General features: G+C 36.5%; 24 protein-coding genes and 2 riboswitches. Of the genes, 11 read left to right on the top strand and 13 right to left on the bottom strand.

The window, feature by feature from the left end:
* Positions 1-21: 21 nt before the first annotated feature.
* A complete protein-coding gene (locus IEW44_RS00880; RefSeq protein WP_188613128.1) occupies positions 22-1650 on the bottom strand; it encodes a sensor histidine kinase in 1629 nt (542 codons plus the stop codon).
* Positions 1647-2345: a response regulator transcription factor gene (locus IEW44_RS00875; protein WP_188613127.1), complete on the bottom strand. Its 699-nt coding sequence runs from the start codon at positions 2343-2345 to the stop codon at positions 1647-1649. The genes IEW44_RS00880 and IEW44_RS00875 overlap by 4 nt, the downstream gene beginning before the upstream one ends.
* A gap of 256 nt (positions 2346-2601) precedes the next feature.
* Here IEW44_RS00875 and ldmS point away from each other — a divergent pair, with 256 nt between their 5' ends.
* The 5 genes from ldmS to IEW44_RS00850 all read left to right on the top strand — a co-directional run bounded on the left by ldmS (position 2602) and on the right by IEW44_RS00850 (position 9221).
* Positions 2602-3744 (top strand): L-aspartate--L-methionine ligase LdmS, encoded by a 1143-nt coding sequence (gene ldmS, locus IEW44_RS00870; RefSeq protein ID WP_188613126.1) that lies wholly within the window; start codon positions 2602-2604, stop codon positions 3742-3744.
* An 89-nt stretch (positions 3745-3833) separates the two neighbouring features.
* Entirely contained in the window at positions 3834-6059 is a 2226-nt protein-coding gene (locus tag IEW44_RS00865; protein WP_188613125.1) for a S8 family serine peptidase, read from the top strand.
* A 71-nt stretch (positions 6060-6130) separates the two neighbouring features.
* Positions 6131-6694 carry an SLOG family protein gene (locus tag IEW44_RS00860; protein WP_188613124.1) on the top strand — a complete coding sequence of 188 codons (564 nt, stop codon included), beginning with the start codon at positions 6131-6133 and terminating at the stop codon, positions 6692-6694.
* Between the two features lie 44 nt (positions 6695-6738).
* On the top strand, positions 6739-7056 hold the full coding sequence (locus tag IEW44_RS00855; protein WP_188613123.1) for a hypothetical protein: 318 nt from the start codon (positions 6739-6741) through the stop codon (positions 7054-7056).
* A gap of 152 nt (positions 7057-7208) precedes the next feature.
* Positions 7209-9221, top strand: coding sequence for a methyl-accepting chemotaxis protein (locus IEW44_RS00850; RefSeq protein ID WP_188613122.1), 2013 nt, complete (start codon positions 7209-7211; stop codon positions 9219-9221).
* 98 nt (positions 9222-9319) lie between these two features.
* On the opposite strand, the gene IEW44_RS00845 is transcribed toward IEW44_RS00850, so the two are convergent.
* The 8 genes from IEW44_RS00845 to IEW44_RS00810 form a co-directional block, all read right to left on the bottom strand.
* On the bottom strand, positions 9320-9754 hold the full coding sequence (locus IEW44_RS00845; RefSeq protein WP_188613121.1) for a hypothetical protein: 435 nt from the start codon (positions 9752-9754) through the stop codon (positions 9320-9322).
* A gap of 87 nt (positions 9755-9841) precedes the next feature.
* Positions 9842-11227, bottom strand: coding sequence for an L-cystine transporter (locus tag IEW44_RS00840; protein ID WP_373286118.1), 1386 nt, complete (start codon positions 11225-11227; stop codon positions 9842-9844).
* Between the two features lie 165 nt (positions 11228-11392).
* Positions 11393-12685: a nucleobase:cation symporter-2 family protein gene (locus IEW44_RS00835; RefSeq protein WP_188613119.1), complete on the bottom strand. Its 1293-nt coding sequence runs from the start codon at positions 12683-12685 to the stop codon at positions 11393-11395.
* Complete coding sequence (locus tag IEW44_RS00830) at positions 12685-13269, bottom strand: xanthine phosphoribosyltransferase (protein WP_188613118.1); 585 nt, start codon at positions 13267-13269, stop codon at positions 12685-12687. Before IEW44_RS00830 ends, IEW44_RS00835 begins: the two co-directional genes overlap by 1 nt.
* A 121-nt stretch (positions 13270-13390) precedes the next feature.
* A riboswitch (purine riboswitch) is annotated at positions 13391-13492 on the bottom strand.
* Positions 13493-13575: 83 nt separating this feature from the next.
* Positions 13576-14076, bottom strand: a complete 501-nt coding sequence (locus IEW44_RS00825) for a PepSY domain-containing protein (protein WP_188613117.1) — start codon at positions 14074-14076, stop codon at positions 13576-13578.
* A gap of 265 nt (positions 14077-14341) precedes the next feature.
* Positions 14342-14953, bottom strand: coding sequence for an ABC transporter ATP-binding protein (locus IEW44_RS00820; protein WP_188613116.1), 612 nt, complete (start codon positions 14951-14953; stop codon positions 14342-14344).
* Positions 14950-16950, bottom strand: a complete 2001-nt coding sequence (locus IEW44_RS00815; RefSeq protein WP_188613115.1) for a bacteriocin-associated integral membrane family protein — start codon at positions 16948-16950, stop codon at positions 14950-14952. The genes IEW44_RS00820 and IEW44_RS00815 overlap by 4 nt, the downstream gene beginning before the upstream one ends.
* A gap of 277 nt (positions 16951-17227) precedes the next feature.
* On the bottom strand, positions 17228-18682 hold the full coding sequence (locus tag IEW44_RS00810; RefSeq protein ID WP_188613114.1) for an amino acid permease: 1455 nt from the start codon (positions 18680-18682) through the stop codon (positions 17228-17230).
* A gap of 77 nt (positions 18683-18759) precedes the next feature.
* A riboswitch (Lysine riboswitch) is annotated at positions 18760-18935 on the bottom strand.
* A gap of 165 nt (positions 18936-19100) precedes the next feature.
* Here IEW44_RS00810 and IEW44_RS00805 point away from each other — a divergent pair.
* On the top strand, positions 19101-20306 hold the full coding sequence (locus IEW44_RS00805; protein ID WP_188613113.1) for a CynX/NimT family MFS transporter: 1206 nt from the start codon (positions 19101-19103) through the stop codon (positions 20304-20306).
* 109 nt (positions 20307-20415) lie between these two features.
* Positions 20416-20604 (top strand): hypothetical protein, encoded by a 189-nt coding sequence (locus tag IEW44_RS00800; RefSeq protein ID WP_188613112.1) that lies wholly within the window; start codon positions 20416-20418, stop codon positions 20602-20604.
* A 154-nt stretch (positions 20605-20758) separates the two neighbouring features.
* On the opposite strand, the gene IEW44_RS00795 is transcribed toward IEW44_RS00800, so the two are convergent.
* Complete coding sequence (locus IEW44_RS00795; protein ID WP_188613111.1) at positions 20759-21181, bottom strand: hypothetical protein; 423 nt, start codon at positions 21179-21181, stop codon at positions 20759-20761.
* Positions 21182-21194: 13 nt separating this feature from the next.
* Positions 21195-22238 carry a nitric oxide synthase oxygenase gene (locus IEW44_RS00790; RefSeq protein ID WP_188613424.1) on the bottom strand — a complete coding sequence of 348 codons (1044 nt, stop codon included), beginning with the start codon at positions 22236-22238 and terminating at the stop codon, positions 21195-21197.
* A gap of 186 nt (positions 22239-22424) precedes the next feature.
* Here IEW44_RS00790 and IEW44_RS00785 point away from each other — a divergent pair, with 186 nt between their 5' ends.
* Genes IEW44_RS00785 through IEW44_RS00770 form a run of 4 tightly spaced genes read left to right on the top strand, consistent with a single transcriptional unit; the run spans position 22425 to position 24823 of the window.
* Positions 22425-22736, top strand: a complete 312-nt coding sequence (locus IEW44_RS00785) for an aminotransferase yhxA (protein WP_188613110.1) — start codon at positions 22425-22427, stop codon at positions 22734-22736.
* 17 nt (positions 22737-22753) lie between these two features.
* The gene (locus IEW44_RS00780; protein ID WP_188613109.1) at positions 22754-23152 is read left to right on the top strand and encodes a DUF350 domain-containing protein; all 399 of its coding nucleotides are present in this window, start codon (positions 22754-22756) and stop codon (positions 23150-23152) included.
* 13 nt (positions 23153-23165) lie between these two features.
* Entirely contained in the window at positions 23166-23609 is a 444-nt protein-coding gene (locus IEW44_RS00775; protein ID WP_188613108.1) for an RNA helicase, read from the top strand.
* Positions 23606-24823: a glutathionylspermidine synthase family protein gene (locus tag IEW44_RS00770; protein ID WP_188613107.1), complete on the top strand. Its 1218-nt coding sequence runs from the start codon at positions 23606-23608 to the stop codon at positions 24821-24823. The genes IEW44_RS00775 and IEW44_RS00770 overlap by 4 nt, the downstream gene beginning before the upstream one ends.
* Positions 24824-24949: 126 nt before the next feature.
* Here IEW44_RS00770 and IEW44_RS00765 read toward each other — a convergent pair whose 3' ends face one another.
* The gene (locus IEW44_RS00765) at positions 24950-26797 is read right to left on the bottom strand and encodes an SLC13 family permease (protein WP_188613106.1); all 1848 of its coding nucleotides are present in this window, start codon (positions 26795-26797) and stop codon (positions 24950-24952) included.
* Positions 26798-26967 lie beyond the last annotated feature (170 nt).

Raw genomic sequence — 26967 nt, 5'->3', positions numbered from 1 at the left:
CTACTTATTGGCGCATTATAACTATTTAGGTAAAATCACGCGGAATATCGTGCCATTGCGGCTAGACAAAATGGAGATATTACCGCCATGTAAAGCAATCAGTTGTTTTGTAATGGCTAAGCCTAAACCTGTGCCGCTAACATCATCTGTCGTATTCGTCCCTCGATAATAACGCTCAAACAGATTATCGAGCTCTTGTTGAGGGATACCTGGCCCATAATCACGCACATTCACAATTATGGCATTTGCTTCTTGTGAAGCCGTAATAAGCACCTTAGTTTGTTCAGGTGTATGCTTTTTAGCATTATTGACTAGGTTATCAAAAATACGTTGTAATAATACTTTATCCGCTTCAATTTTATAGGCAACATCAATTAACACATCAACATCCTCATCATCAAACTGTTGCATCCACTCTTGTAAGTCAATGCGCTCTCTTGTCAAGGTGACAGCACCATTTTTTAGTTGATACGTATAAGTAAGGTCTTGAATCAAAGCATCCATATAGAGGGCTTTTTCCTGCATGACGGCTGCAAATTGATGTATTTCTTCTTGCGTCCATTCATAATCTGAATTTAACATAGCTGAATAACCTAAAATTGAGCTCAATGGCGTTTTTAAATCGTGAGACAATCCTGTAATCCACTCTTCTCGTAATTGTTCACTACCTTTAATCTGACGTTCATTGAACGAGAGACGCTCCGCTAAATTATTCAAAGATTCATCCACAGGCTGAAATAATACATACTTACGTTTCATACGATTGTTGCGTGAATTATATAAAAAATTTTTTTCTGGTTTACTATAATCAAAACGCGCCAACCGCTCAATACGTGAAATAAGATAAATAACAGGACGCACAAACTGACGTGAAATACTGATGGATAATAAAATCACACCAAATAGTAATAATAAATGCATCACAAGAAAAGCTAATGCCATGATTTTAATCACTCGCACCATAGTATCATCAAATGAGCGATACAATTCATTTGGCTGACGTAGCACAATCGTTTCATTGTCCAAATCAATGAGTTTTGTAAACTCTTGCTTTTCAAACATAGATGTTTGAGACGTGATTAAATCTGCTTTTGTTAGCACAGGGTACTGTTCTCCAAAGACAGCGATACGTTTATGTTCATTATAAATATCAACAGCGATATTTTCTTCTGTTAATTGTGCCACTAGCTTTTTAGACAGTTGTTGGTTTGCCCTATATTCATCCACCACTTTACTTTGCCACTCCGCAAAAGGGTCGTTTGGTACAAAATAAATATAATATGGACTTACCTTCCACTTTCGAGCCATTGGTCGAGTAAACTCATGCCAATCATCAACCGTAGCCTGACATAACTCACAATCCTCTCCTGTAAACTGTAAAACGTCTAAGTCTTTTGTGAGTAAGTATAACTCGCCACCATTATCTTTAGCCTGCTTAATTAAATTATCTTTAATTCGTGGCTTGCCATCGATTTGCTCCATATAATCTTCCATTTCAAAGTCTTCCATAATTAAAATGTCGGTACTTTTCCCTTTAGCCTCAAAATATAAAATCGCTACTAAAGAACCAATTAACGCAATAATGATAAAGATGTAAAACATCATGAAATAAAGGACAAAACGTAATGTTAAACGTTTGCCACCTTTCATACATCATCACCTACTAGTTTATAGCCAATACCTCGCACTGTGACAATGATCTTTGGCTTACTAGGGTCCTGTTCGATTTTTTCCCGCAGTTTACGAATATGCACCATTATTGTATTGTCATCGTACACAGGGTCGCCCCATACGCGATCATAAATTTGCTCCTTTGATAATACTTGCCCCGCATTTTCACATAAGTATTGCAATAAATAAAAGAGTCGTCCACTTAATAAGTCTCGATCTTCACCAACTGTTAATTCGGCCGCATCCATATCAAAGGTAAATGCCTGACAAGTAAAGTAATTCTTCTTACTTTTTTGCTCTTGTTTTTGATAGCGAGACAAATGTACTTTAATACGCGCTACTAATTCTAAAGGATTAAAAGGTTTTGTAATATAATCATCCGCACCACTCATAAAACCCTTTAATTTATCAGCATCACTTGTTTTAGCTGTTAAGAAAAATATCGGTGCATCGTTTGAAGCTCTCACTTTTTGTGCCAAATCTAAACCACTGCCATCTGGCAACATAACGTCCAATAAATAAAAATCAAATTTCCTTTGCTCGTGTTGCATATTAGCACTTGCTATATCATAACAAACGACCACATCTTCGAATCCTTCTTTACGCAAAATAATATCAATCATATCTGCGATTGCTCGCTCATCTTCCACAACTAAAACGGTTGTCTGTTTCATATTTTATCATCCTTTAAGATTAAATTAAGGTACATATTAGTTATGTTTAAGTCTTATTTATTATCCTTATATTATACACAATGCCATTTGTATAGTAGTAATTCTACGTTAAACCTCTGTTAGATGTTTCATTAATATGTGCATAGAACGATTTTTAGTAAATGTTATAGTTAAATTTTATCATTCCTCTTAAAACACTCATAATTGTAGAACAATCAGGGTATTTTTATACTAGCTTGATGAGAGGAGAGATAAAATGCAACCTAAATTTACAATGCGACAAATTTATGGTGATAATGCGGTTTATACGCCTCGCACACCTTATAGTGATAACCCTTGGATGTTAGATGATTGCCATCAACTAGATGCCTTGACAGCGAGAGAAGTTTTATTTGCGGACATCCCTGTACTTGTACATGAAGCTACACAGACTAAAAAAGCACAGAGACTTTTTGAGCATGCTGGGCTACCTTGGCATGAGCAAGCGTATCAATACCGCTCACAAGAACAATACCTCGCTCACTTGAAAAATTGGGCGGATAGCGAAAAGGATATTGTTTGCCAATATTTACATGCACCCGACCAACTAGCAACTACGCACTACTGGATGGATGCAGAGGCTTTCAATCGTATTAATAGTAAAGTGTATTTAGATCAATTATTAGATACAAAATATGTACCTAAACGTTATGTTGTACCGCTGTCACAAGTACAGGCTACAGCACAATATATTACATTGCCTGTAGTGTTAAAGCCAGGAGATGAGTCACCAACCTCTGGTGGCTATGGTGTGATGATTTGCCATACAAAACAAGCAATTACAGATGCTTTACGTAAATTTCAACAAAGTGATACATCAACCGTCATTGTAGAAGAATTATTACACACTGCTAAAAATTATAGCTGCCAATTTGTATATGCTCCGTCAATAGGGATTCAATTTTTAGGGGCATCCTTGCAAATTACGACAGATGATGGCATTTATAAAGGCAATATTATTGTAGAAGATGTGCCAAAAAAAGTGATTGATGTTGGGCGGGCAATTATGCAACAAGGTGTGGAGGAAGGCTTTATTGGCATTGCTGGTTTTGATTTAATTGTGACAACGACTGGAGATGTCCAAGCGATTGATTTAAACTTCCGCCAGAATGGCTCCACAGCTCTTTTAATGTTTTGGGAAAACTTAAACGGGACAGCGGCTAAATATTGCTCGTACGTGGCAAAAGATAACAAACATTTTTATAAAATAATTACTGATTTAGTACAAGAAGGTGGGCTATTGCCTTTAAGTTATTATGACGGGGATGATTTTGATGACCCTACCCCCTCTCGCTTTGCTTGTATGTGGTATGACACTGATTTATCACGTATAGAACATAGAGAACAACGCCTTCTTTAAAAAGCGCTCTGAGCGCTTTTTAAATTTTTGAAACATTATGCGTGGCTTCACGTATACTTATAGCATGACAACTTTGAAAGGATGAGAATATGAAACGTTTTTTATCAGGCTTTATTTTAGCATGTACAGTTGTGTTACTCCCACAAGTCGTACTAGCAGAAACAACTCAAGACGAGCTGAATGAAATTGATCGTGTGATTATTAAATACAACAAAAATGCGCAACAATTTAGCCGTTTTAGTCAAGAGAATACAGATGTATACATTGACGAAACACAACATTATATTTCATTACCTAAGCAGTTACTATCAACAAAAAAAGTACAACAATTAATTAAAAAAGGCGATGTACAATACATAGAAGCCGACTATAAGCGTCATGCTTACGACTTAAAGTCACATATTACAGATTGGGACACCACATCACTTGGAGTGGAAAACTTTACTACACAATTAAAACCTAAAAAGGAAGCTCTCATAGCTGTAGTAGATACAGGTGTAGACTATAATCATCCTGCGTTAAAAGATTATGTAGTACCAGGGTATGATTTTGTCGATGATGACAATGATGCAATGGACGAACAAGGACATGGTACACATGTGGCAGGGATTGCTTTACGCGGAGCCAACTATAACAACGTAAAAATTCTACCTGTACGTGTTCTAGACAAAAATGGTGCTGGCCAAGATGCACAAATCGCCTCTGGTATTCGCTATGCTGTTGACCAAGGAGCTAACGTTATTAACCTCAGTTTAGGTGGAGATGGCATTTCACAAACACAACGTGACGCTATCCTTTATGCGCTAGATCAGCAAGTTAATGTTATTGTTGCCTCTGGCAACGAGGATGAATTGATTTATAATAAATACCCTGCGAGTGAACGTGAAGTATTAACCGTTGGGGCAAGTGCTAAAAATAAGGCACGTGCTAACTTTTCTAACTATGGTGTGGAATTAGATGTAATGGCACCCGGTCAACGTATTTACAGCAGCTTCCCACGAGAGTTAGACATTGAAGATGGTAAACGTGATGGGTACGCGTATTTAGATGGTACGTCTATGGCAACACCTTTTGTAAGTGGCATTGTTGGTTTGATTCATGCAAGCTATCCTGAGTTAACATCTGAAGAAATTGAAGTATTATTAAAATCACAAGCAGAACTACCTGCCAATGTAGACTTTGATGAAGAGTTAGGATTTGGACATCTTAAAGCTGACCGCTTTTCAGTGGATCAAAAAGCATTTTTAATTAACACTACATTTTTAACAGAAGGTAACGATGATGTGCAGATTGGTGTTTATGGTTATGACAATCACACTGTCGATGTTGCTGTTAATAATAAAAATACCGTTGTAAAGACAACGAGCGGGATAACACATGTCCCGTTTGCTATTGAAAAACAAAGTGAAGCTATGATTACAGCTACTCTGCGTGACAGCTCGGGTACAATAGTAGAGACGGTTACACGTGCTGTACCTGTTGTTACACAAGATATTGTTGTTGATATCAAAAATGAAAATAATATGGCACCTACATTAATGGCTGCCTCACTCTATGGCGAAAAAGACGGCGTTGTTGAGCCATTAACACGTTATATTGAAACGAGCAGTAAAGGTACATTTGCATTATCAACGCATCCTTATGACGATTTTGACCAATTATATTTGACAGTTGTTGCTGATGGGGCGTTTTACACACAAAAAGTAGATGCTGAAGCTACGGTATCGCTATCACCTGCACAATTGAAAAAAGTAAAAGTGGACAACAGTGTTTTACAATATCCTAAAGAAAAACGTTTCAACAATATTTACGCAATTGCACCACCTATGCACACTACGGTAGCATATATGGATGATTGGGCTTTTCCTTCCCTGCTACCACTAAACTATTTAACGAATCCTTATGTGTATGTGAATGAAGGCACATATGACTTTAAATTTATTGATGCAGGTAAAAACCATGCTTTCCTAACAATGCGTGCCGTACCTGTTACACAAAATACTACGATTGATTTTAAAAATGCAGGTTATTTACAACGCGTACATTTAAATGGCGAAAGTATTTTACCAATCCCTATCTTCCAAATGTACTTTGAACCTGTACTACCTGGTCAAGAACCTACTATGATGGGTACGCCAATGGGCTCTAATAAGCCAACTTACATTACACGCGGCACATATGATGCTTATGTTCATTTTTACATTATGGGCATTCCATTAATGTCAGTAAAAGGTGAACATGTACGTATTACAAATAATCGTACCTATAATCTTTTCATGGAAGATGATACACTTAATATGAAAATCGCTAATTAACACATAACAGGTTGTCTCTTATAGAGATAACCTGTTTTTCTGTAAAGTATGAGATAAGGAGGGACACCCATTTGGTTGAGCGGTTGTTACTGACAGGTTATCGTCCCCATGAGCTTGGGATTTTTCAAGAAACACATCAAGGTATTGATGTTATTAAACGCGCATTAAAAGAAAAACTCCTCCCTTTAATTGAAGAAGGGTTGCAGTGGGTAATTATTGGTGGACAACAAGGGGTAGAATGGTGGGCAAGCGATGTTGTCTTTGAGTTACAGGCCGAATATCCTATTCAATTAGCCATAATCATGCCATTTCTAGAACCACATTCACGCTGGCAAGAAAGTAAACAACAACAATTTGAGCTATTATTATCACAAGCCGACTTTGTTGATGCCACATCTCGTCACCCTTACCAAGCACCTTGGCAATTTATCGAGCGCGATAAATTTGTAGTAAACCATACAGATGGTGCGTTACTTGTCTATGATGATGAACAAGTAGGCGGCACACAGTACATTAAAAAATTAATTGAAGAATTTAAACTACAACACGAGTATCCATTATGGCAAATTACAGCTTTTGATTTACAAGAAGTAGCTGAGCAAATTGAGCAAGAAAAATGGTATGATACCTTTTAACTTTTGTTATACTTATGACAAATAATCGTAAAGGATTGATGCCAATGCTACAACCTTATGTCATAATCCAACACCTAGAACCTCGCTTCATTGTACACAATACGTATAAACGGGAGTGTCAGTACTTTAGGTATATTACATTATCAGTAAACGATTTGGAAACCATTCTTTATCAAATGAATAGTGAAGATAAAACTTATTTTGAGTTTCATAATGCTGGATTTCCGATAACACAAGGTACATTGTTAAATGGGCACGCACGCCTTGCGCATCAAATTTATATATATTTACAACGAGAAAAAAATATCTCCCTACCCGAAATTTTAAATGGTAAAGATTTTTATATCCGTCTTATCGCATAATAAAAGGCACTTTGCATGATGCAAAGTGCTTTTATTATTGCATGAAATTTTTTACATTATGTACAAGAATGATAGCATAAGCGATAAAAAAATGATATTCAAGAATACAATTTTCGCTTATACTATAGGCAACAAGAAGGGGGTTTTTAGTCATGAAATCAATCAAAACAAAATTATTGCTCAGTACTTTTACTCTAGTGTTAATTATGAGTGTTGCACTGTTTGTGGTGGTTAACCAACAAATTCAGAGTAAAACAGAAAAATTATTACTCCAGCAAAGTCAACTCACGGTTGAAGGATTAACAGACTCCACCTCTAATTTCTTAATGCAATATGAATATGGCATGCAGATGTTAGCTGATAGTGAGCAAGTTAAAAGTTATACAAAACAAGTAGCAGAAGAAGCACAAGCCACCACAATAAAAGCTGCGGAAACACAAGCATTCGCTTATTTTGATACATACTTAAAAAACTATGAAGAAAGTGATGTTGTCTTTATCGGTTTCGAAAATAAACAACTCAAATCATTTCCAGCAATGGATGTGGCAGCAGATTATGACCCTACTATAAGAGACTGGTATAAAAAAGCGCTTGCGACCCCTGATGAAGTCGTATGGTCTGATCCATATATTGATGCCTTTTCAGGTGGCAACGTCATTACTATAGCGAAAGCTGTAAAAGCAAATAATACAATTATTGGGGTTATGGGAGTTGATATTAACCTTTCTAATTTAACGAAACATTTCGAACAATATGATTATCAATTTAACTCATTTAACTTTTTACTAGATGCCAATCGCATACCACTAGCTCATCCTAAATTAAAAGAACAAAAGGGTGAACCCCAAGCAGAAACTACTGCCCATGTTGATCAAATGTATCAAAACGAAAGTGGTATGACACATTTTAAAGAAGGCAATACTGAGCGTGTAGCTGTATTCAACACCATACCTAAATTACATTGGAAAATTGGCGTGGCATTTGATTTAAAAGAAATAAAAGCAACAGCTAACGAGACACAGCAAATTTTATTGTGGATTTTTATCATTGCTCAAATTGTAATTACAGCTGTTTTATATGGGTTAATCACGTATATTTTAAAGCCTCTTAAACCATTAACAAATAGCATGCAAGCTGTGGCAGATGGCGATTTACAAACTAAAGTTGCGATTACAACAAAAGACGAACTCGGTCAATTAGGTGAAAATTTCAACACAATGGTCGCACAAATGGCGAATACGGTGGCTCTTGTGAGAGATACTTCTCAAGCTGTTGATGAATCCGCTCAAGCACTAAATGCCTCTACACAAGAGACCAATGCGATTTCTGAGCAAATGACACAAGCGATTTCTGATATTTCAGGCAGTACAATGGAAACAGCTAATCACACAGAAGATGTTTTAGCCTTAATCACACAACTCAATGATGCCATTACTAGAGTACATCAAGACTCAAAAAACCTCACATCAATTGCAAGTCATACTGAGGAAATGAACATGGAAGGTATTGCTCAAGCTAATCAATTACAACAAGCATTTATTGATTGGCAAACAACACTACAAACAATGGCACAATCTATCTTTGCTTTAGAAGACAAAGTAACAGCCATCAACACAATTATAGATGCGATTACTGCCATCTCTGAACAAACGAATTTGCTAGCATTGAATGCTTCTATTGAGGCAGCTCGTGCTGGCGAACATGGTAAAGGTTTTGCCGTTGTCGCAGAGGAAGTGCGTAAATTAGCTGAACAATCCGCTGCTTCTACAGAAGAAGTACGTAAAACAGTGCGAGAGTTGCAAAGTGGCTCTTACCAAGTAGCACAAGAAATGGAGACAACAAGTCAAACATTTATTACACAAGAAACTGTAGTTACTCGCACCCAAGAAATGTTTACTACCATTTCTGAGCAGATGCAAGCATTAGAACATGCTGTACAGCACATGCATACTGCTATTGAACAAGTATCACAAGGACAAGGTCAAATTAGTGAGTCCATTCAGCAAGTTTCTTCACTATCTGAAGAAACAGCAGCTGCTACTGAGCAAGTATCTGCTTCAAGTGGCGAACAATTACATGCTGTAAGAGAAGTCATGAATGCTACAGAACGCCTTGCAAACTTAAGCCGCGAACTTAACCATGCCATCACCAAATTTAAATTATAATAATAAGAACCATTGCGACTGCCCGTCGCAATGGTTCTTATTTGATTTTATTCATATTTTAATATATTTCACAACATAAAATTGTTACTGTGAAACATTTATGCATACTTTAATTGCTGGTATATTTTTAAAAACTCACTTAGTAATTCTAATCGCTCCATGCGATGATCAAAATAACGCTCAACTAACATTAATAAGGCTAGCCAAATTACTGTAAAGGTTAAAAGGTGACTAATTGTCCAGCTCTCAATTAAATCTGTTGTGGCCACAGTCATTAATGCAATCAAACTCGAAAATATAGTTACGACAAAAGCTGAGTCATTTCTTCTTGCTTTTTGTGCCTCAACAATTGCCATCAATACTTGTAAATCTAAGTCTGACATTACACGAAAATTGCGTGCATTATGTTCTAATGTGCTCCCTAGCTCTGTTAATAACTGCTCAATCTCGTCTTCTAATTGTTTTTGTGTATATTGACTTAAATCTCTTTTTGTATGTATTAAAGCTGTCTTTTTACGGTTTAATCGAATCATCTTACCCACTCCTTTATCATTTCCATCATACACCATTTATAAAAAAAATAAACTTGTCTGCGGAGGGGTAGGCAGACAAGTTGATTATTATATTTCTGTTGCTTCTTTATAAGTTGATTTATCGTTATACACTTCTGTATCTAATTCACCTAAAGCGCGTGATGCTGTCACACCTGCTGTCATAGAACCGCTCACATTAAGCGCTGTACGTCCCATATCAATTAATGGCTCTACAGAAATTAATACACCTGCTAAAGCAACAGGTAAATCTAATGCTGATAATACGATAATCGCAGCAAATGTTGCGCCACCACCTACACCAGCTACACCAAATGAACTAATCGCGACAACAACAATTACTGTGGCAATAAAACTAGGTGTTAATGGATTAATGCCTACTGTTGGTGCAATCATCACCGCTAACATCGCAGGATAAACACCCGCACAGCCATTTTGTCCAATAGACAAACCAAAGGATGCTGCAAAGTTAGCAATGCCATCTGGCACACCTAACTTCTTCGTTTGTGTTTGAATATTCATCGGCAGAGCACCTGCACTTGAACGTGATGTAAAGGCAAATAATAATGTTTCTGCCGTTTTCTTCACATATGTGATCGGGCTTAAACCAGTTAATGCTACGATAATCAAATGTACAATAAACATAATGATTAAAGCAACATACGAGGCAATTACAAACTTACCTAAGTTATAAATTGCACCAAAATCAGATGTTGCTACAGTGCGAGCCATTAAAGCTAAAATACCATATGGTGTTAAACGTAATACAATTTTAACAACTTCCATAATTAATGCATAAATAGCATCAACACCTTTTTTAATGGTTGCTGCTACTTCAGGTTGCTTGCGATTTACTGTTAAGAAAGCAAAGCCTAAAAATGCCGCAAAAATAACAACAGCAATCGTAGAAGTTGAACGAGCACCCGTTAAATCAAAGAATGGATTTGCGGGGAATAAATCTAAAATTTGGTCTGGCAATGTTTTGTCTGCCATCTCCGCTGAACGTTCTGCAATGGCTTCACCACGTGCTACTTCTGCTTCGCCTTGTAAAATTTGTGAAGCATCTAAATCAAAAATAGTCGCAGCGCCAATACCTAGGGCTGCTGAGATTGCTGTTGTGCCAATTAATACAGCTAAAATAATGCCAGCCATCTTCCCTAAATTTTTACCAATCGTTAATTTTGTAAATGCGATTAAAATCGAGATAAATACTAATGGCATCGCAATCATTTGTAATAACTTAACATATCCAGTACCGATAATATTATACCAAGGCATTGTTGCGTTTAACGTTTCACTCTCCACACCATAAATGGTATGGAGCCCTAGACCTAATAAAATACCTAGACCTAATGCAATGAAAACACGTGTGGAAAATTTTACGTGTTTCTTCTTTAAATAGTATAAAAATGCGGTTATTGCTAGAAGTACAGCAATATTTGCAATTATTGATATATACAATATAATTCCCCCTAACTAACTTGGTTATGTATGAGATTGTACATTGTTAAAACCAACAATTCAAGTATGTTTTACTGAAATTAAATTATAAAACTTTTCAGTTATTTAACCATAAAAAAATAGACCCTATACAAAATGTACAAGATCTATGACTTCACGTTATAAAGAATGATTATCTTCTTTCATTTTAGGCCCAATCATATTAAATAAAATATTTAATACAATAGCTGTTATAGAACCTGTGACAATACCATTAGATGTTAACATTTTTAGTTGCTCTGGCAAATTCACGAATAACTCTGGTACAACAGCTACACCAACACCTAAGCCAATAGCAATCGCTGCAATCATGGCATTAGCAGGCGACTTCTCAATCGACGGTGCTAACATCGTAATGCCTTGTGTAATGACCATTCCAAACATCGCTAACATGGCTGCCCCTAATACCGCTGTGGGGATTATGGTTGCCACTGCTGCAAGCTTTGGTGAAAAGCCGAGCAATATTAACATGACACCTGTAATCACAATGACAACACGGTCTTTAGCTCCCGACATACGTGTTAATCCTACATTTTGTGAAAATGTTGTATAAGGAAAGGCATTAAATAAGCCACCGATTACCGAAGCCAAACCTTCTGCACGATACCCTCTCGCTAACTCCTTATACGTAATATTTTTATTACAAATACTACCAAGTGCAAAATAGACACCCGTTGACTCTACCAATGACACCATACCAACAATAGTCATCATTAAAATCGCACTTGCATCAAACGTAGGCATACCAAAGTAAAAAGGTTGTACAATATGACCGATTGGCGCTTCCTCTACAGGTGTGAAATCTACTACGCCCATTGTAATAGCAAGTAATGTACCTACAACCATACCAATCAATATAGAAATCGAACGTAAAAATCCGTTCGCAAAACGATAAACTAACAGAATAACTAATAAAGTGGCGAAGGCTAATATTAAATGGTGAGTAGCAGCAAAGTCTAAAGCCCCTTGACCGCCCCCCATATTATTCATAGCTACTGGTAATAAGGAGACACCAATAATTGTTACTACAGAGCCTGTGACTACAGGCGGGAAAAATACAACAAGTCGGCCAAATAGACCTGCAATCAACATAATAATAACACCCGATGCAATAATAGCACCGTATACATCTGTAATGCCTTGCTCAGGGTTATTGGCAATCGCAATAATTGGTGGCACAGCTGTAAATGTGCAACCTAATACAACAGGCAATCCAATACCAATAAAACGACCCGACATCACTTGCAGTAAGGTAGCAACACCACACATTAAAATGTCAATTGCAACTAAATATGTTAATTGCTTAGAAGTAAATCCTATCGCATCCCCAATAATTAGTGGGACAAGGATTGCACCTGCATACATGGCTAATAAATGTTGTAAACTAAGCGTAACTACCTTCGCCTTATTCATTACTCAGCTTCCTCCTCAGCAAATGTTACTTTGCCCTCTTCAAGCTCATTAACAATCGCTAAAGACTCTACACGTACACCCTGTGCACGTAAGTTCTTACCGCCATCTTGGAAACCTTTCTCAATAACAATACCAACACCTACAACATTTGCACCAGCTTGTTCGGCAATGTGTAATAATCCCTTTACTGCCTCACCATTCGCTAGAAAATCATCAATAATAATAATATTATCGTCTGCATGTAAAAAATCACGTGATACAGCAATATCGCTCGTTACATTTTTGGTAAACGAATGTACCGAAGCTGTGAATAAATTGTCTGATAGTGTTAACGATTTACGTTTACGTGCAAAAACAACAGGAGCTCCAATCTCTAAGCCTAACATCGTCGCTGGCGCAATACCGGATGATTCAATAGTTAATACTTTAGTGATGACTTCATTTGTAAAACGTGTGGCAAATTCATGACCAATTTCTTTCATTAATAAAGGGTCAATCTGATGATTTAAAAAAGTATCCACTTTTAATACGGTTGGGGATAACACTTTACCTTCTTTAATAATCTTGTCTTTTAACAGTTGCATGCTTGAGCACCCTTTCTATTTGGTGAAATAAAAAAAACTCGCAATAACTACGCCATCCCATGTAGGTAGCGCTGTTTCGCGAGCTTAAACGTGCCGAAAAATAAAAAAGCGGCATATCTAATGCGCTAACAAAGCTACTCATAGTCAACTATTTTACGGAAAGTTGGTAGAAACTTGCGAGCCTTATTCTCGCTATTATATGAGTATTTAGAATAGAACTATTATAAGCATGACAATTAGGCTTTGCAATACGCAAAATTGTAATATGAGCATTCTAATTATTCAAAAATTAATAGTAGTCTTATTTTACTCCACTATAACTTCCTTATATTTGCTAATTTTACCATTAATGGCATCTACTTTTACTTCATATTTCCTTCTTATTGTTGTCACTTCAATCGCATATTGATTATCTGTAGTCAATGTTAATGCTGTGACCTTACCTTCCCCTACTCGCTGTAATGCAATGTCACGTGCTTGATGCTCACTAATGGTAACAGGCAATTGTTCAATATCCCCATTATTATCTTCTTCTCTTTGCTCTTCTTTTTTTAGCAAGTCGCCTGACGTTGCATCATATAAGAGATGATAGGTGGTTGCTGTTGTTTGCACTTGCACCTCATATACTTTCAAGCCTTTTTCATCTTGTTGGCTTATGGATAAAATCGTACCTTCCCCTACTTCTTTGAGCGCAGATTCACTTATCGTCTCACTAGGTATGATGGGTTGATTTTTAACAGGGCTATTTTGGCAAGCGACTAAAATGATGCTAATCACAACTAATATACATATCCACCGAATATTCATATGCCTCGCCCCCTCTTATTTATCACTCTTTACCTTATTATTTTTATAGACAAACCCCTATTGAAAACATATATAAATGACAACCCTTTGTACATGGTAAGCTTGTCATTGTTAACCTAAGACTTATAGTATTCTACAGACTTCGTCACCACACATACCTTGTCTTTTACTATCCATCCGCTAAACATCCTAGCATAAGAAAAACGTTCGCTACCAATAAGCGAACGTTGCCGTTAATTTCATATATTTGGCGATAAATTATGGTTCATGTTAAATAGACCACCCGACTAGCATATTGTTTAATCCATTCATCATGTGTTACAAGTACAATCGTTTTACCTTGTTCGTTTAACTTTTGCATAATCTGCATAACCTGCTCGGCATTTTTACGATCTAAAGAGCCTGTTGGTTCATCTGCAAAGATAATGTCACACTGCTTCATCATTAAACGGGCTAAGGCAACACGTTGCTGCTCACCGCCAGATAATGAGTATACCTTTTGATTAACCTTATTTGCTAAACCTACTTGCTGTAATGCTTCCTCTATTGTCGTTTCTGAGCGTGATTTTTTTTTAATCAGCTGTAAATTTTGACGTACAGTTTTATGGTCTATCAAAGCAAAGTTTTGGAAAAGGAAACCTACTTTTTGTTGTAAATAAATCAGTTGGTTTTTCTTCTTTGAAATATCTATACCATCAACCATTATTCGACCAGCATCAAATGGTTCAATTGCGCCTATTATATTAAGAAGCGTTGTTTTCCCACGGCCACTTTCACCTGATAAAACAATAAACTCACCGTCGTCAATAGTTAGATTAAAATGATCGAACAGTATTTTATCACCAAACTTTTTATATAGCTGCTCAACTTGAATCATACGTTGCCACCCTTCAAAATTTTCGCCAATTGTTCACGGTCCATCTTGTTCACTAAAAATAAAATATAGGTAATCTCTAAAATTAATAAGATAAAATTACTGAATAGGACATATAGCCACGATTCCACATTATATAAAAGCATTCCCATAAATGCACCTATTATACCAATAATCGTTGTAATAACAGGCATGAGAATAAGCTTTTTATTACGTTCCCATACACGATAACCTAGTGTCTTTTTGATCGCAATTTCTAGTGCATTCATTTGGTATTCCAAGCGAATAATCGTTGTAATAATAATACATTCCAAAAATAAAATAAGGCACATGAACACAGAATTTATATATAACATACGCTTAGACATTTCCCATTTACGCTCAAAGTTTTCCCACACATTAATATAAAAATGAGTTTGATTTTCAAGCCCTTGTTCTTTGGCAAACTGCTGTACTTGCTCCTTAGTTACGTGATACATCATCCGTGGAAAATCAATATAATCTGTATCTTTTATCACTGAAGGGTCTATCGTCGTTGGATCTATATTAAGAAAAATAATGACAGGATTTTTGACATAAGATGTTGTATAAAAATCCTTTGTATGATTAGTCGCAAATGAAACTGTTTCATCATAATAGATTACTTCACGTGAAAATGTTGTCGTATCATAAAAAGTAGAAGAGAGCATTGTTTCTTCAATCAACGATTCGTCTTCCTTTAATGCATGTGGCATAAGAATATATATCTCTTTTGTAAAATCTTTGTTTTGTATAGAAGGTATAAGTCCCTTTACATATCGCTCCATCGATTTATTCATTGAAACTTGATCAAAAGAAGCATCCTCAAAAGACAATTGCAAAACTTGATCTACACCTTGATAATAATTTTGTTGATAAAACAAATAATTATAGTAATTTTCACGTTCGCTCATTAGATGATATTTTTGCTGTTGATCATCATCGTTTGAGTGGAATTGTTGCTCCTCTTCTAATGGTAATACATCATAGCGAAAAAACACATGCGCGTATTCTTTATAGTCTTCAAAAAAGTCCTTTTGTTGATACACAATATACGCTTCATAAATAATGATTACATTACTTGATACAATAGCTGTTGTCACAATAATAGAAATAACCTTAATCAAATAATTGAACCCCAAAACACCACGTACGTTTCGGCTATTTGAAAATGCTTTTTTCAAATTATAACGATACATAGTAACATACGCACAAGCATTAAGTATTATGATGATTGTAAACGCCAATAAAGAAATATGAAGGGCGTACGATGGATTTGTTAATGGTTGTAATGACCAATAGCTAATAAGGAATAATAACAAAAGAACACTACTATCTATAATAATATTACGGAGCACAATAACATGCACGCTTTCGCCCATTGTGATGCGGATTAGGTTTTCTTTTTGTTGATGCAATATATCGTAAATCGTAAACATTAAAATAACAGTACCTACTAAAAACCAAATCGCAATAATGATCATATTATTCATTTCATTAGAACCCTCAATAGGATGATTACCAGCATATGTATTAATTAATGCCATTTTAAATGCTTGTATATTTTCACTGGAACCAATAACGTAATAATTGGTCGTTAAAGATAATTCGTCAATAGAAGCAGATTCAAAAGATGTAAAATCGAAAGACACATTGCCTAATAAAAAACTCTTGTAAGTCTTATTCGTAATGTGGAAGTTATGCGCTATATATGTATGGACATTTTTTGTTCCATAAATATTGTATTGAATATTTGTACCATTAGGCGTAGATGAAAGAATAAAGAAATCAACTTGATGTGAGTGAGCAGCTTTCAAAATATCTGTTCTCATTTGTTCTTTATCAATACCCTTCTGCTCATACATCGTTGTATTTGTAAATGCATCTGAAAAATTTTGTAAATAAAAAACCTTACTTTCTCCGATGATTAACAACCCTATCCAAATCGTGAAGAAGGCAATAAAAAGTTTTATGCCCTTCATATTCTCACTCCTAATGCTACAAAATTTAACAAATATTAGTTAATATTGATTATATACTACTAACTTTAAAAATTATAGAGCCATCTTTTTTTCATTTACATATATGCTTTAAAGTACATCTCTTTAGCTTAACTCTTTTATCAATGACTTAGATGAATGTATAAGGGAGAATTATATAAATCAAAAAAGGCTACTCTAACGAATGAAGAGTAGTCCTTTTTACCATAAGCTATTTTATTAAAAATAACGACACGCCATTATGATCTCCTTTTATCCCTTACTCTCTCGTTAAATCACATTGTGTTAACGGTACTACCTTTGTTTTATGTTTCACTTTATAGCCAATATAAAATGCTAAAAATAAAGGAATACCAATGTAAGATACAAGTAAGCCATACCAATCAATATGTCCGCCAGTGAAAGCTTGATAATTTTGACCTAAGATTACAATGGTACATAATGCAAAGGCAAATAATGGGCCGAATGGATATAGAGGTGAAAGATACGGTAATTCATTTAAATCTTTTCCTTGTAACACATAGGCCTTACGGAAGCGATAATGACTGATGGCAATGCCTAACCAAGCGACAAAACCTGATAAACCTGATGCATTTAATAACCAAATATACACAACACCATCACCAAAAAATGAAGCTAAAAAAGCTAAACAGCCGACTGTCAATGTAGCTAATAGTGCATAAATAGGGATGCCACGTCTTGTTAACTTCATAAAGATTTTAGGCGCTTTGCCATCTACTGCAAGCTGCCAGAGCATACGAGAAGAGGCATACAATCCTGAATTACCCGCTGATAACAACGCTGTTAAAATAATCGCATTCATAACTGACGCAGCTGCTGCAATCCCCATACGCTCAAATACTAATGTAAATGGTGAGACTGCCACATTTTCTGATAATAGACGTGGGTCGTCATAAGGGATTAATAAACCGATCGCAAAAATAGCAAGCATATAAAACAATACAATGCGCCAAAATACAGAGCGCACCGCTCGCGGAATATTTTTGCCTGGGTCTTCTGTTTCGCCAGCTGTAACACCTAATAACTCCGTCCCTTGGAAAGAGAAACCTGCTGCTAAAAAGATACCGAATAAGGCAAGGAACCCACCATGAAATGGACCATCACCGTGAAAGAAATTAGTGAAACCAACAGGTGCATTACCACCTAATATACCGAAAATCATTAAAAAACTTAAAATGATAAAAATAACTACAGTCACTACTTTAATCATCGAGAACCAATATTCACTTTCACCATAACTTCTTACTGATAAAACGTTAAATCCTAAAATGATACCAATAAATAAAGCAGACCAAATGGCAGATGAACTATCTGGAAACCAATATTTCATAATTAATGTAACAGCAGAAATCTCTGCTGCAATTGTAATTGCCCAGTTATACCAATAATTCCAACCAAGAGCAAAGCCAAGTGCCGGGTCTACAAATTTTGTAGCATACGTACTAAATGACCCTGATGATGGCATATAAGCCGCCATCTCCCCTAGACTTGTCATTAAAAAATATACCATTACTCCAATTAATGCATAAGCAAGTAATGCGCCACCAGGGCCTGCTTGCGCCACTGCACCACCACTTGCTAAAAATAAGCCTGTCCCAATCGTACCACCTAGTGAAATCATTGTGACATGGCGGCTTTTCAATGATTTTTGTAACTTTGGTTTTTTACCTATTTCTACGATGTCTTCACTCATTGTCATAATCCTTTCTGTTAATTAAAAAAGCATCCTCACATATCGTGAAGATGCTTTTATACGTAATCCCAAGTACATACTTAGATAGCTCAACACGCTTGTGGCGTGACAGTTCTGCTTCTTTCGAAGACAGCCCCAACAAAATATGTGAAGTGCCATATTTTGCTTCGGCGATGTACCCTTTTTGTATGAGTCTTAAATGCCTTCCATCTCATCATACATACTTATGTAAACCGCGACCTCTACCTCATTTATACATGAGGTATTTATATAGTTGTCATAACGTTTACGAGTTTAACATACTACTTTTTGCTTTGCAAACACGGAATAATTATCAGTATTTTTTTATTTTTCTGTTTAATTTACGTGCTATACACGTTACACTTTGTTATACGTCATTTGAATGGGGGTTTTCTTTATGTCACATCAAACTGCATCACGTAAAATACGTTGGCATCGTAAAACAGCGCTACTTATTTTAGGCATTATTTTAATTGCTACTACACTCCGACTACCTTTAACGATTGTTGGGCCTATTATTGAACTTTTACGTACCGATTTGGGTATATCTCATGTACTTGGTGGCTTTTTAACTACCATTCCTTTATTAGCTTTTGCTGTCGTATCACCCATGGTACCAAAGATCTCTCGCCGTTTTGGTATTGAACTTACCTTATTATTATCTATGGTTTTACTTATTATTGGTATTATTGCGCGTGCTACCGGAACGACTACTCTTTTGCTAATTGGTACCATTTTAATTGGCGTTGCTATTTCTTTTGGTAATGTGTTATTACCAAGCTATTTTAAATTAAAATTCCCTCTGCATATTGGGTTGATGATGGGGATCTATTCCGTGGCAATGAATATTTCTGGTGGGATTGGCGCAGGCATTAGTCATCCTATTGCACAACACTATAATTGGCAAATAGCCCTTACCTTCCCTTGTTTGTTTGCTATTGTTGCTGCTTTAGTTTGGTTGCCTCAACTTAGCGCAAATGAACGTATCACAACAAGCACACAACATACAGCACGTCTTGTTCTTTGGCGCTCACCTCTAGCCTGGGCGGTTACTTTAGCTATGGGATTGCAATCCTTTATTTTTTATACAACGGGTGCTTGGTTGCCCGCTATTTTTATGGCACAAGGTTTAGCGCCTGACAAAGCGGGGTGGATGATTTCTATCATGTTGCTTGCGCAGCTACCCTCCACCTTTTTAACACCCGTCATTGCTGACCGATTGCCATCTCAAAGACCTATCGTCATCGCGTTCACTTTGTTATATAGTATTGGCTTTATAGGGATTGCTTTACAATTTACTTCACTTACTATGTTATGGGTGGTTTGTATTGGTTTAGCTGGAGGCGCATCTTTTAATTTAGCTATGATGTTATTTACTTTACGCACACGCACAGCATATGATGCTGCTGATTTGTCAGGGTTTGCTCAATCCATCGGTTATCTTCTTGCGGCTAGTGGCCCTGTCATCTTTGGTTATTTACATGATATCAGTGGCAATTGGACAATAGCGACGTATGTCTTTTTAGTGGTCACAGCAATGTTATGTATAAGCGGCTTATATGCCGCACAAAATAACTATGTGAATGAAGAGCGTGCTAGTTAAGCCTATGCATTTGCTATTTCGCTCTCTGTAAGTGCTAACTATTGGCAATCTCCTTTCATGTAGGATTCATTAGCGAGATAATAAAGAGAGATGATAAGGAGGATGCCCTATGCAAAAAAGTGCAACAGAAACAACGAATGTCATGATTTTAAATTTACTTGTTCAAATTTTAGAAGAACGTGGCATCATGACTGACAAGGAGTTAAAAGAGCGCTTGATGAATCAGGTCAAATTATCTAAAACGATGGACGAAACATTAAAAACACAAGTAATGGAAGAAATCACAAACCACCACTAATGATAAGCTACTAATAAAACAACATCAGCCCCTGTGAAAGTTAAGACTTCACTCAATTGCACTAGGGTTGCTGAGCATGCTAGAATAAAAAAATGTTAAACCGAGTGCATTTCGGTTTAACATTTTTGCTTTAAGTAGACTTGTTGGACGGATATTAAGCTTTTACAGGCGTTAACGACTCACGCATATCATGCGTACCCTTCATCCAATAACGCGCTGGGATAGGCACTTTATATTCAAATGATTCAAACATACCTTCCCACCCTAAAGGAATCCATGTAAGGTTTGTTTCTTTATTTGGCAATTGGCAATACATACATCGATTATCAAAATCCATAAAAAACGCTGGATACATAGATAATACAGTTTTTTTGTATTTTTTATGATAGAGCAAACTAAATAAAGATTGCGCTGATGTGCGATAAGGAGCGATTTGTTGAAAGTAAGTATTCACCTCATCCACTTGTAATAGTGTTTGCTCAGTTACTAAGTCTTGCTCATCTAAAACATACCAAGAGAAGCGTCCCTTATACTGAACGCCAGTAATAAATCTCGTGGTGTAAATCGGTTTTCGCATAATCGTCCCTCTCTTAATACGGATTTTTTTGATAAAAGTAATTCGGTGTTACGTAGTTGTTTTGATATGGTTTATGAAAAATGTGAGTGGTTGCACCTGCCATTGGCGGAACAAGCCAAGCCCAGTTTCCTGTAAGTGCTCTCCCTGCTTTTTGTTCGGCTTGTTCAAATAACTTAAATTGCTGTGCTGCATTATGATGGTCTACAATGCTTACACCATCTTCTTTAAAAGAGTGTAATACAGCAATATTAAGTTCCACTAACGCACGATCTTTCCACAAAGTAGTCTGTGTTGACGTATCTAATTGTAGTTTTTTTGCCACAAGTGGCAATTGATGATACCGATCAACATCTGCAAAATTACGCGCGCCAATCTCTGTTCCCATATACCAACCATTAAAGGGTGCTGCAGGATATACTACACCACCAATATCTAATTTCATGTTTGAAATCATTGGTACAGCATACCATTTGAGTTGTAATTCATCAATAGCATACAATGGGTGGCGGATCTCTACTTCTAACACATCTGCTGTTGGAATCTCCCACAATGTAGGTTGATTTTGTCCCACTTGAATAACGAGAGGAAGTACATCAAATCGACCATACTTAGGTTGCCAACCTAACTGTATACAAACTTTTGTAAAGGCAAGAGATGCTGGGTCACCTATCACGCCGTCTGTTGTTTCATAGCCTGCATAACGCACAAGCTGCTCATTCCAAATACGAATATATGTCGGGTGAAATACGGTAATGGTTGGTCGTATTTTCCCTTGATTTGTAGCAAATTGAATATGATGTAGCAATGCTTGGTACACTTGCTCATCTGTTGTTAATTGCCGTTCATCAAAGACGTGTAGTGACTGCCAAAATAACCGACCAATACATTTATTACTATTGCGCCATGCCACACGAGCAGCATGGGTTAATTCATCTGTCGTTGGCCAGTAATCCCCACGCTGTTTAATTTCTGCTAGACGAGCTGTAGCATAGCCATGTGCCTGTTCGGTTTCTTGCTCATATATCGTTAAAAAATGCATAATTTCATTATAATCCATCAAAAATCGTTCCCTTCTCACTTATCATAAAAAATAATAAGGAAGTTAGACAACAACAATCTTGTACTTTAAACATACATATTACATATATGACTAAATTCGTTCATAAACTATGCCTTCTTCTGTTTATTATTTTGACGCCTTCACAATTATCCATTCGTATATTAGAAGAGGAGGTGCTAAGAAGTGAATAAAACAAAAATAATGATGACAGGCATTACAGCGACTGCTTTGACATTAGCAGGCTGTAGCACTACGGACGAAGAAAATACACAAAGCTCGCCCCCATCTAACCAACATTGTAAGGATTGGGATTGGGATGAGGAAACACAAGTATGGGTTTGTGATGAGCGTCGTTCAAGTTACTTTGGTCATTATTTTTTAGCCAATCAATTCTTTCAAAATAAAAAGGCATTGCAGAGTAGTAATGTCTACCAAGACCACACTAGAAAAGCAACGTCTGGTTTTGGGAGCGGTATAAAAAGTACAGGTGGTTAATAAGGAGCAGATGTAAAATGAATTTATACATGAATTTTTTGATGTACGTTAGCACAGCAATAGGGTTGCTCATATTAGGGATGATATTATTTACGATGACAACACCAAAAATTAAAGAATTCTCGCTTATTGCATCCGGGAATATCGCAGCAGCATTATTACTAGGAGGTAAACTCATTGGGCTGGCCTTTGTTTTAGGTGCTGCCGCAGAATACTCCATTTCACTAGTGGATATGGCATTATGGGGCCTCATTGGAATTATTGCTCAAGTCGTATTATTTGGCATTGCGGAACTCGTCACTATTCGATTTAGCTTACAAAAAGCAATACAAAATGATAACCGCTCAGTTGCACTCACATTATTCAGCCTCTCTATTGCGGTTGGTTGGGTTGTAGCAAAGTGTTTATCTTATTAGAAGGAGCTTACCTATGCCTCAACTCATTTACTTTGAAGAACGAGACAACCATTACCAAGCATTATATACCTATGATATAACAGCAATTGGCATTGATGAATGTTATGCGCGACAGCTATGTACGTACACTATTATTCAAGGTGAACAATACGAACTCATAGCAAATGAGCTCGTCAATGATGACGAATATTTAATCGTGAAGCATATTGCACCAAATGAAGCTGGTGAGTGCGAACAAATAAATGAACACAATAAAGGGATTCAATTGGAAATCAGAAACCATGACGTAGCGACAAATTATGCCTTATTACAGCGTATTACATGCAGCACGCATTATGAGATCATTCGTTATTTACTGAAAGATAATCTCGCCATACAAGCAACTACGTATCATGTGCGCTCTAGTGAGATTGATGAAGACCGCGGTGTTTACGTATTATATGTGATGCCGTTATGACTAGTGATACACAAGGTCGTCAAAATTTTTACCAAAGCATACCTGATTTCTGGCCTGATTTATATGAGATGGAATATGCACTCTATGATGTAGCAACCATTACGGCTACTGAGGTAGCACATATACGTGTAGCAAGTGAAAAAATTTGGCATATCTTCACAAAAACATTAACCTTGTTACAACTTGTACCAGATGCTACATTGTTATCTCTTGGTTTTCCGAAAAACAGTTTACCTTATTTACGGTTAACAACCTTACCTCTTGCAAGTGTTATTGCAAGGCTAGATTTAATCCCTTATCACAATAGCTATAAATGTATTGAAATCAATGCCGATACCCCCACATTTATTAAAGAGTTATTTACAGTTAATCAAAAAGTATGTGAACATTTTAATGTAAACAATCCGAATAAATATGAAGAAGCCCGTTTATTTCGAGCAATACGGGCATCTGTAGAAAAAAGTGCCCCTAAAGAAACAGCACATATCGTTTTTACAGCACATAGTGATGATATTGAAGACGCGCTTACTGTACGTTATTTACAATCTGCTATACCTCATGCACACTTTACACCTTTGCATCGTTTACACATTGTGCGCCATGAAGGATTATATGACGAAGTAGGTCGTAAAATTGATGTATTGTATCGCCAAACCTTCCCTCTAGAACAATTGCTAGAAGATACTAATGAACAAGGTGACCCTATTGGAGAATGGCTATTAGAATTAGTGCAACAACGTAAATTAGCCATCATCAATCCGCCATCTGCTTTTTTATTACAAAACAAAGCTGTTCAAGCCGTCATTTGGGGGCTACATGACAACAACGATCCTTATTTTACACCGCAAGAGCATTGTGATATCGCGCATTATTTCTTGCCAACTTATTTAGAAAACACACCCTTTATTGCAGCTAAGCAAGCCTTTGTAGAAAAACCTATTTTTGGCCGTGAAGGGGATACTGTACGTATTTTTGAAGGGACGAATAAATTGCGGTATCAAGAGGAGGCGCGCACATACACAACATACCCTTACGTTTACCAAGCCTATGTTAAACAACCTATTCAACATTTTAAAACCGAACAAGGTATGCAACAAGGGAGCTTATTATTAGGGAGTTTTATCGTAGGTAATCAAGCGAGTGCAATTGGTTATCGTGTGGGGGCAACAATCACTAATAATTTGTCTTATTACTTACCACTAGGTATGTTATAAAAAAAGTGGTAAAGGGAGCAACAAACATCCTTTACCACTTTTTATGTTATGGGTGTTCACACAATCGCTTGTGCAAACTTTATCGAGCCATTGTGCTTAATAGCTTATATGAAAAAAACGCCATGATTAAAACGGAAAAACAAGCGGAATCGCAATCATCATAACGATTAGCATAATAAAATGTAGCGGCATACCAATACGCATAAAGTCGCTAAATTTGTAGCCACCTGCTGTCATAACTAAAGCATTCGTTGGAGAGGCAATTGGTGTAGCAAAAGACATGCTTGCTGCTACTGCTACAGCTACCATAAAAGTTGTAGGGTTAACATCCATTGCTAATGCAGCATTCAACGCAATTGGGGCAAATAAAACTGCTGTTGCTGTATTGCTAATAAATTGACCAAAAGTAACGGTTAATAAATAAATTCCTATTAATACACCATATGCACCATAATTACCTAATACCTTAATAATGGCATCTGATAATAAAACCATGCCTCCTGTTTTTTCAAGCGCCGTCGCCATTGGCAACATCGCTGCAACAAGTACAATGCTCTCAAAATTCATATTGCTGTAAGCATCATCCATATTGCGTAAACAACCTGTCACAATCATTAAGACAGCACCTATTAAGACAGATATGACAGGGCTAAACACTTCAAATACCATCAATGCAACCATCAATAGCATAATGAGACCTGCGATTGGGGCTTTCCCTGTGGCAGAGGCAATGCTCGCATGCTCTTTGGGTTGTCCAATGATAACAACATTTTTCGTTTCTTGTGCGAGTAATTCAATGGACTCCCATGCCCCTTGCACTAAAATAGCATCCCCAAAACGGAGTTTATGGCTAGCCATGTCCTTTAACTTATAACTCCCTTTTTGATTAATGCCAATAATATTTAATTTATATTTTTCACGAAACCCAATTTTCTCAACTGTCTGATTGATAAATTTAGCATGAGGCGTTAACAATACTTCTGCTACACCCATCTTCTTAGAAATAAGCTCATCTGCTTCTTCTGGTGAAATCTCCTTAAACTTCAAGTCATAATCACTTACAAAACGAGCGATATCCGATTTATCACCTTGAATATAAATTAAATCATGTGGATGAAATGTCGTAGTTGGCCCTGCCATTTCTTGTGCCTCTGGCGTTAACAAAGCAAGACCTTCCATTTGCTTACGATGAATTTTCATGACACATAAATGATAGGTAGCAGGCAATTTCAAATCCGCCAATTTTTGACCAATGATGGGTGAGTCATCTGACACTTCTATTTTGAACAATTGATTGGCCAATTGATAGTCTGTCATAATTTTTTGCGGTGATAATTTATAACCTTCATTAGACTGAGCACGTTCTTTATCATTTGGCAACAAATGATTACGTACAAGCACTAAATAAATAATACCAACAATCAATCCAATAACACCAATAGGGGTTAGCTCAAAAAAGCCTAGCTTATTAAAGCCTGCATCTACTAAAATTTGGCTTACGATTAAGTTAGGTGGTGAGGCAATCAATGTCATTAAGCCTGATAAACTTGCGACAAATGATAATGGAATCAAAAACTTTGACGGGCTCTCTTTCAAACTAATGGCAATACTTACGACGATTGGCATCATCAATGCAACAGTACCTGTATTACTCATAAAGGCACCTACCACACCTACAATCACTAATAACAAAATAAAGAGGCGTAATTCATTATCATTCGACCACTTTAATAATAACTGCCCTGCAATACTTGCCAAACCTGTACGTAAAATCCCCGCTCCTACTACAAAGAGCCCTGCAATCATAATGACCACAGAATTAGAAAATCCTGCAAGCGCTTCTTGTGGTGTCAAAATGTTTGCGACAACAAAAGCTAAAAGCGCCATTATTGCGACTAAATCTGCTCGAAAGCGATTAGTCATAAAAAGAATGATCGTTACACCTAGTATGATGAATGTAACAATTAGTGGCATCATAATCTATTCCTTTCTACACCCCTTCACTTACCTATTGTAGCCGTTTTCAGCACATTTACACAGCAATATCGTTTGAGTTTTTGACAAAACGGGTACTAATTATTGGACAAATCACATGTGATGATATATATTACTTATTAAGAATTATTCTAATTTGATTTTCATTT

It is taken from the genome of Lysinibacillus alkalisoli, from assembly GCF_014643595.1.
Lineage (GTDB): Bacteria > Bacillota > Bacilli > Bacillales_A > Planococcaceae > Metalysinibacillus > Metalysinibacillus alkalisoli.
Note: the sequence above shows the minus strand (reverse complement) of the source record. Positions and strands in the feature narration are given on the sequence as shown.

What these genes read in the sequence shown, in the direction of transcription:
- IEW44_RS00880 (WP_188613128.1), bottom strand. Translation starts at nt 1,650, where the DNA reads ATGAAAGGTGGCAAACGTTTAACATTACGTTTTGTCCTTTATTTCATG.
- IEW44_RS00875 (WP_188613127.1), bottom strand. Translation starts at nt 2,345, where the DNA reads ATGAAACAGACAACCGTTTTAGTTGTGGAAGATGAGCGAGCAATCGCA.
- ldmS (WP_188613126.1), top strand. Translation starts at nt 2,602, where the DNA reads ATGCAACCTAAATTTACAATGCGACAAATTTATGGTGATAATGCGGTT.
- IEW44_RS00865 (WP_188613125.1), top strand. Translation starts at nt 3,834, where the DNA reads ATGAAACGTTTTTTATCAGGCTTTATTTTAGCATGTACAGTTGTGTTA.
- IEW44_RS00855 (WP_188613123.1), top strand. Translation starts at nt 6,739, where the DNA reads ATGCTACAACCTTATGTCATAATCCAACACCTAGAACCTCGCTTCATT.
- IEW44_RS00850 (WP_188613122.1), top strand. Translation starts at nt 7,209, where the DNA reads ATGAAATCAATCAAAACAAAATTATTGCTCAGTACTTTTACTCTAGTG.
- IEW44_RS00845 (WP_188613121.1), bottom strand. Translation starts at nt 9,754, where the DNA reads ATGATTCGATTAAACCGTAAAAAGACAGCTTTAATACATACAAAAAGA.
- IEW44_RS00835 (WP_188613119.1), bottom strand. Translation starts at nt 12,685, where the DNA reads ATGAATAAGGCGAAGGTAGTTACGCTTAGTTTACAACATTTATTAGCC.
- IEW44_RS00830 (WP_188613118.1), bottom strand. Translation starts at nt 13,269, where the DNA reads ATGCAACTGTTAAAAGACAAGATTATTAAAGAAGGTAAAGTGTTATCC.
- IEW44_RS00825 (WP_188613117.1), bottom strand. Translation starts at nt 14,076, where the DNA reads ATGAATATTCGGTGGATATGTATATTAGTTGTGATTAGCATCATTTTA.
- IEW44_RS00820 (WP_188613116.1), bottom strand. Translation starts at nt 14,953, where the DNA reads ATGATTCAAGTTGAGCAGCTATATAAAAAGTTTGGTGATAAAATACTG.
- IEW44_RS00815 (WP_188613115.1), bottom strand. Translation starts at nt 16,950, where the DNA reads ATGAAGGGCATAAAACTTTTTATTGCCTTCTTCACGATTTGGATAGGG.
- IEW44_RS00810 (WP_188613114.1), bottom strand. Translation starts at nt 18,682, where the DNA reads ATGAGTGAAGACATCGTAGAAATAGGTAAAAAACCAAAGTTACAAAAA.
- IEW44_RS00805 (WP_188613113.1), top strand. Translation starts at nt 19,101, where the DNA reads ATGTCACATCAAACTGCATCACGTAAAATACGTTGGCATCGTAAAACA.
- IEW44_RS00800 (WP_188613112.1), top strand. Translation starts at nt 20,416, where the DNA reads ATGCAAAAAAGTGCAACAGAAACAACGAATGTCATGATTTTAAATTTA.
- IEW44_RS00795 (WP_188613111.1), bottom strand. Translation starts at nt 21,181, where the DNA reads ATGCGAAAACCGATTTACACCACGAGATTTATTACTGGCGTTCAGTAT.
- IEW44_RS00790 (WP_188613424.1), bottom strand. Translation starts at nt 22,238, where the DNA reads ATGGATTATAATGAAATTATGCATTTTTTAACGATATATGAGCAAGAA.
- IEW44_RS00780 (WP_188613109.1), top strand. Translation starts at nt 22,754, where the DNA reads ATGAATTTATACATGAATTTTTTGATGTACGTTAGCACAGCAATAGGG.
- IEW44_RS00775 (WP_188613108.1), top strand. Translation starts at nt 23,166, where the DNA reads ATGCCTCAACTCATTTACTTTGAAGAACGAGACAACCATTACCAAGCA.
- IEW44_RS00770 (WP_188613107.1), top strand. Translation starts at nt 23,606, where the DNA reads ATGACTAGTGATACACAAGGTCGTCAAAATTTTTACCAAAGCATACCT.
- IEW44_RS00765 (WP_188613106.1), bottom strand. Translation starts at nt 26,797, where the DNA reads ATGCCACTAATTGTTACATTCATCATACTAGGTGTAACGATCATTCTT.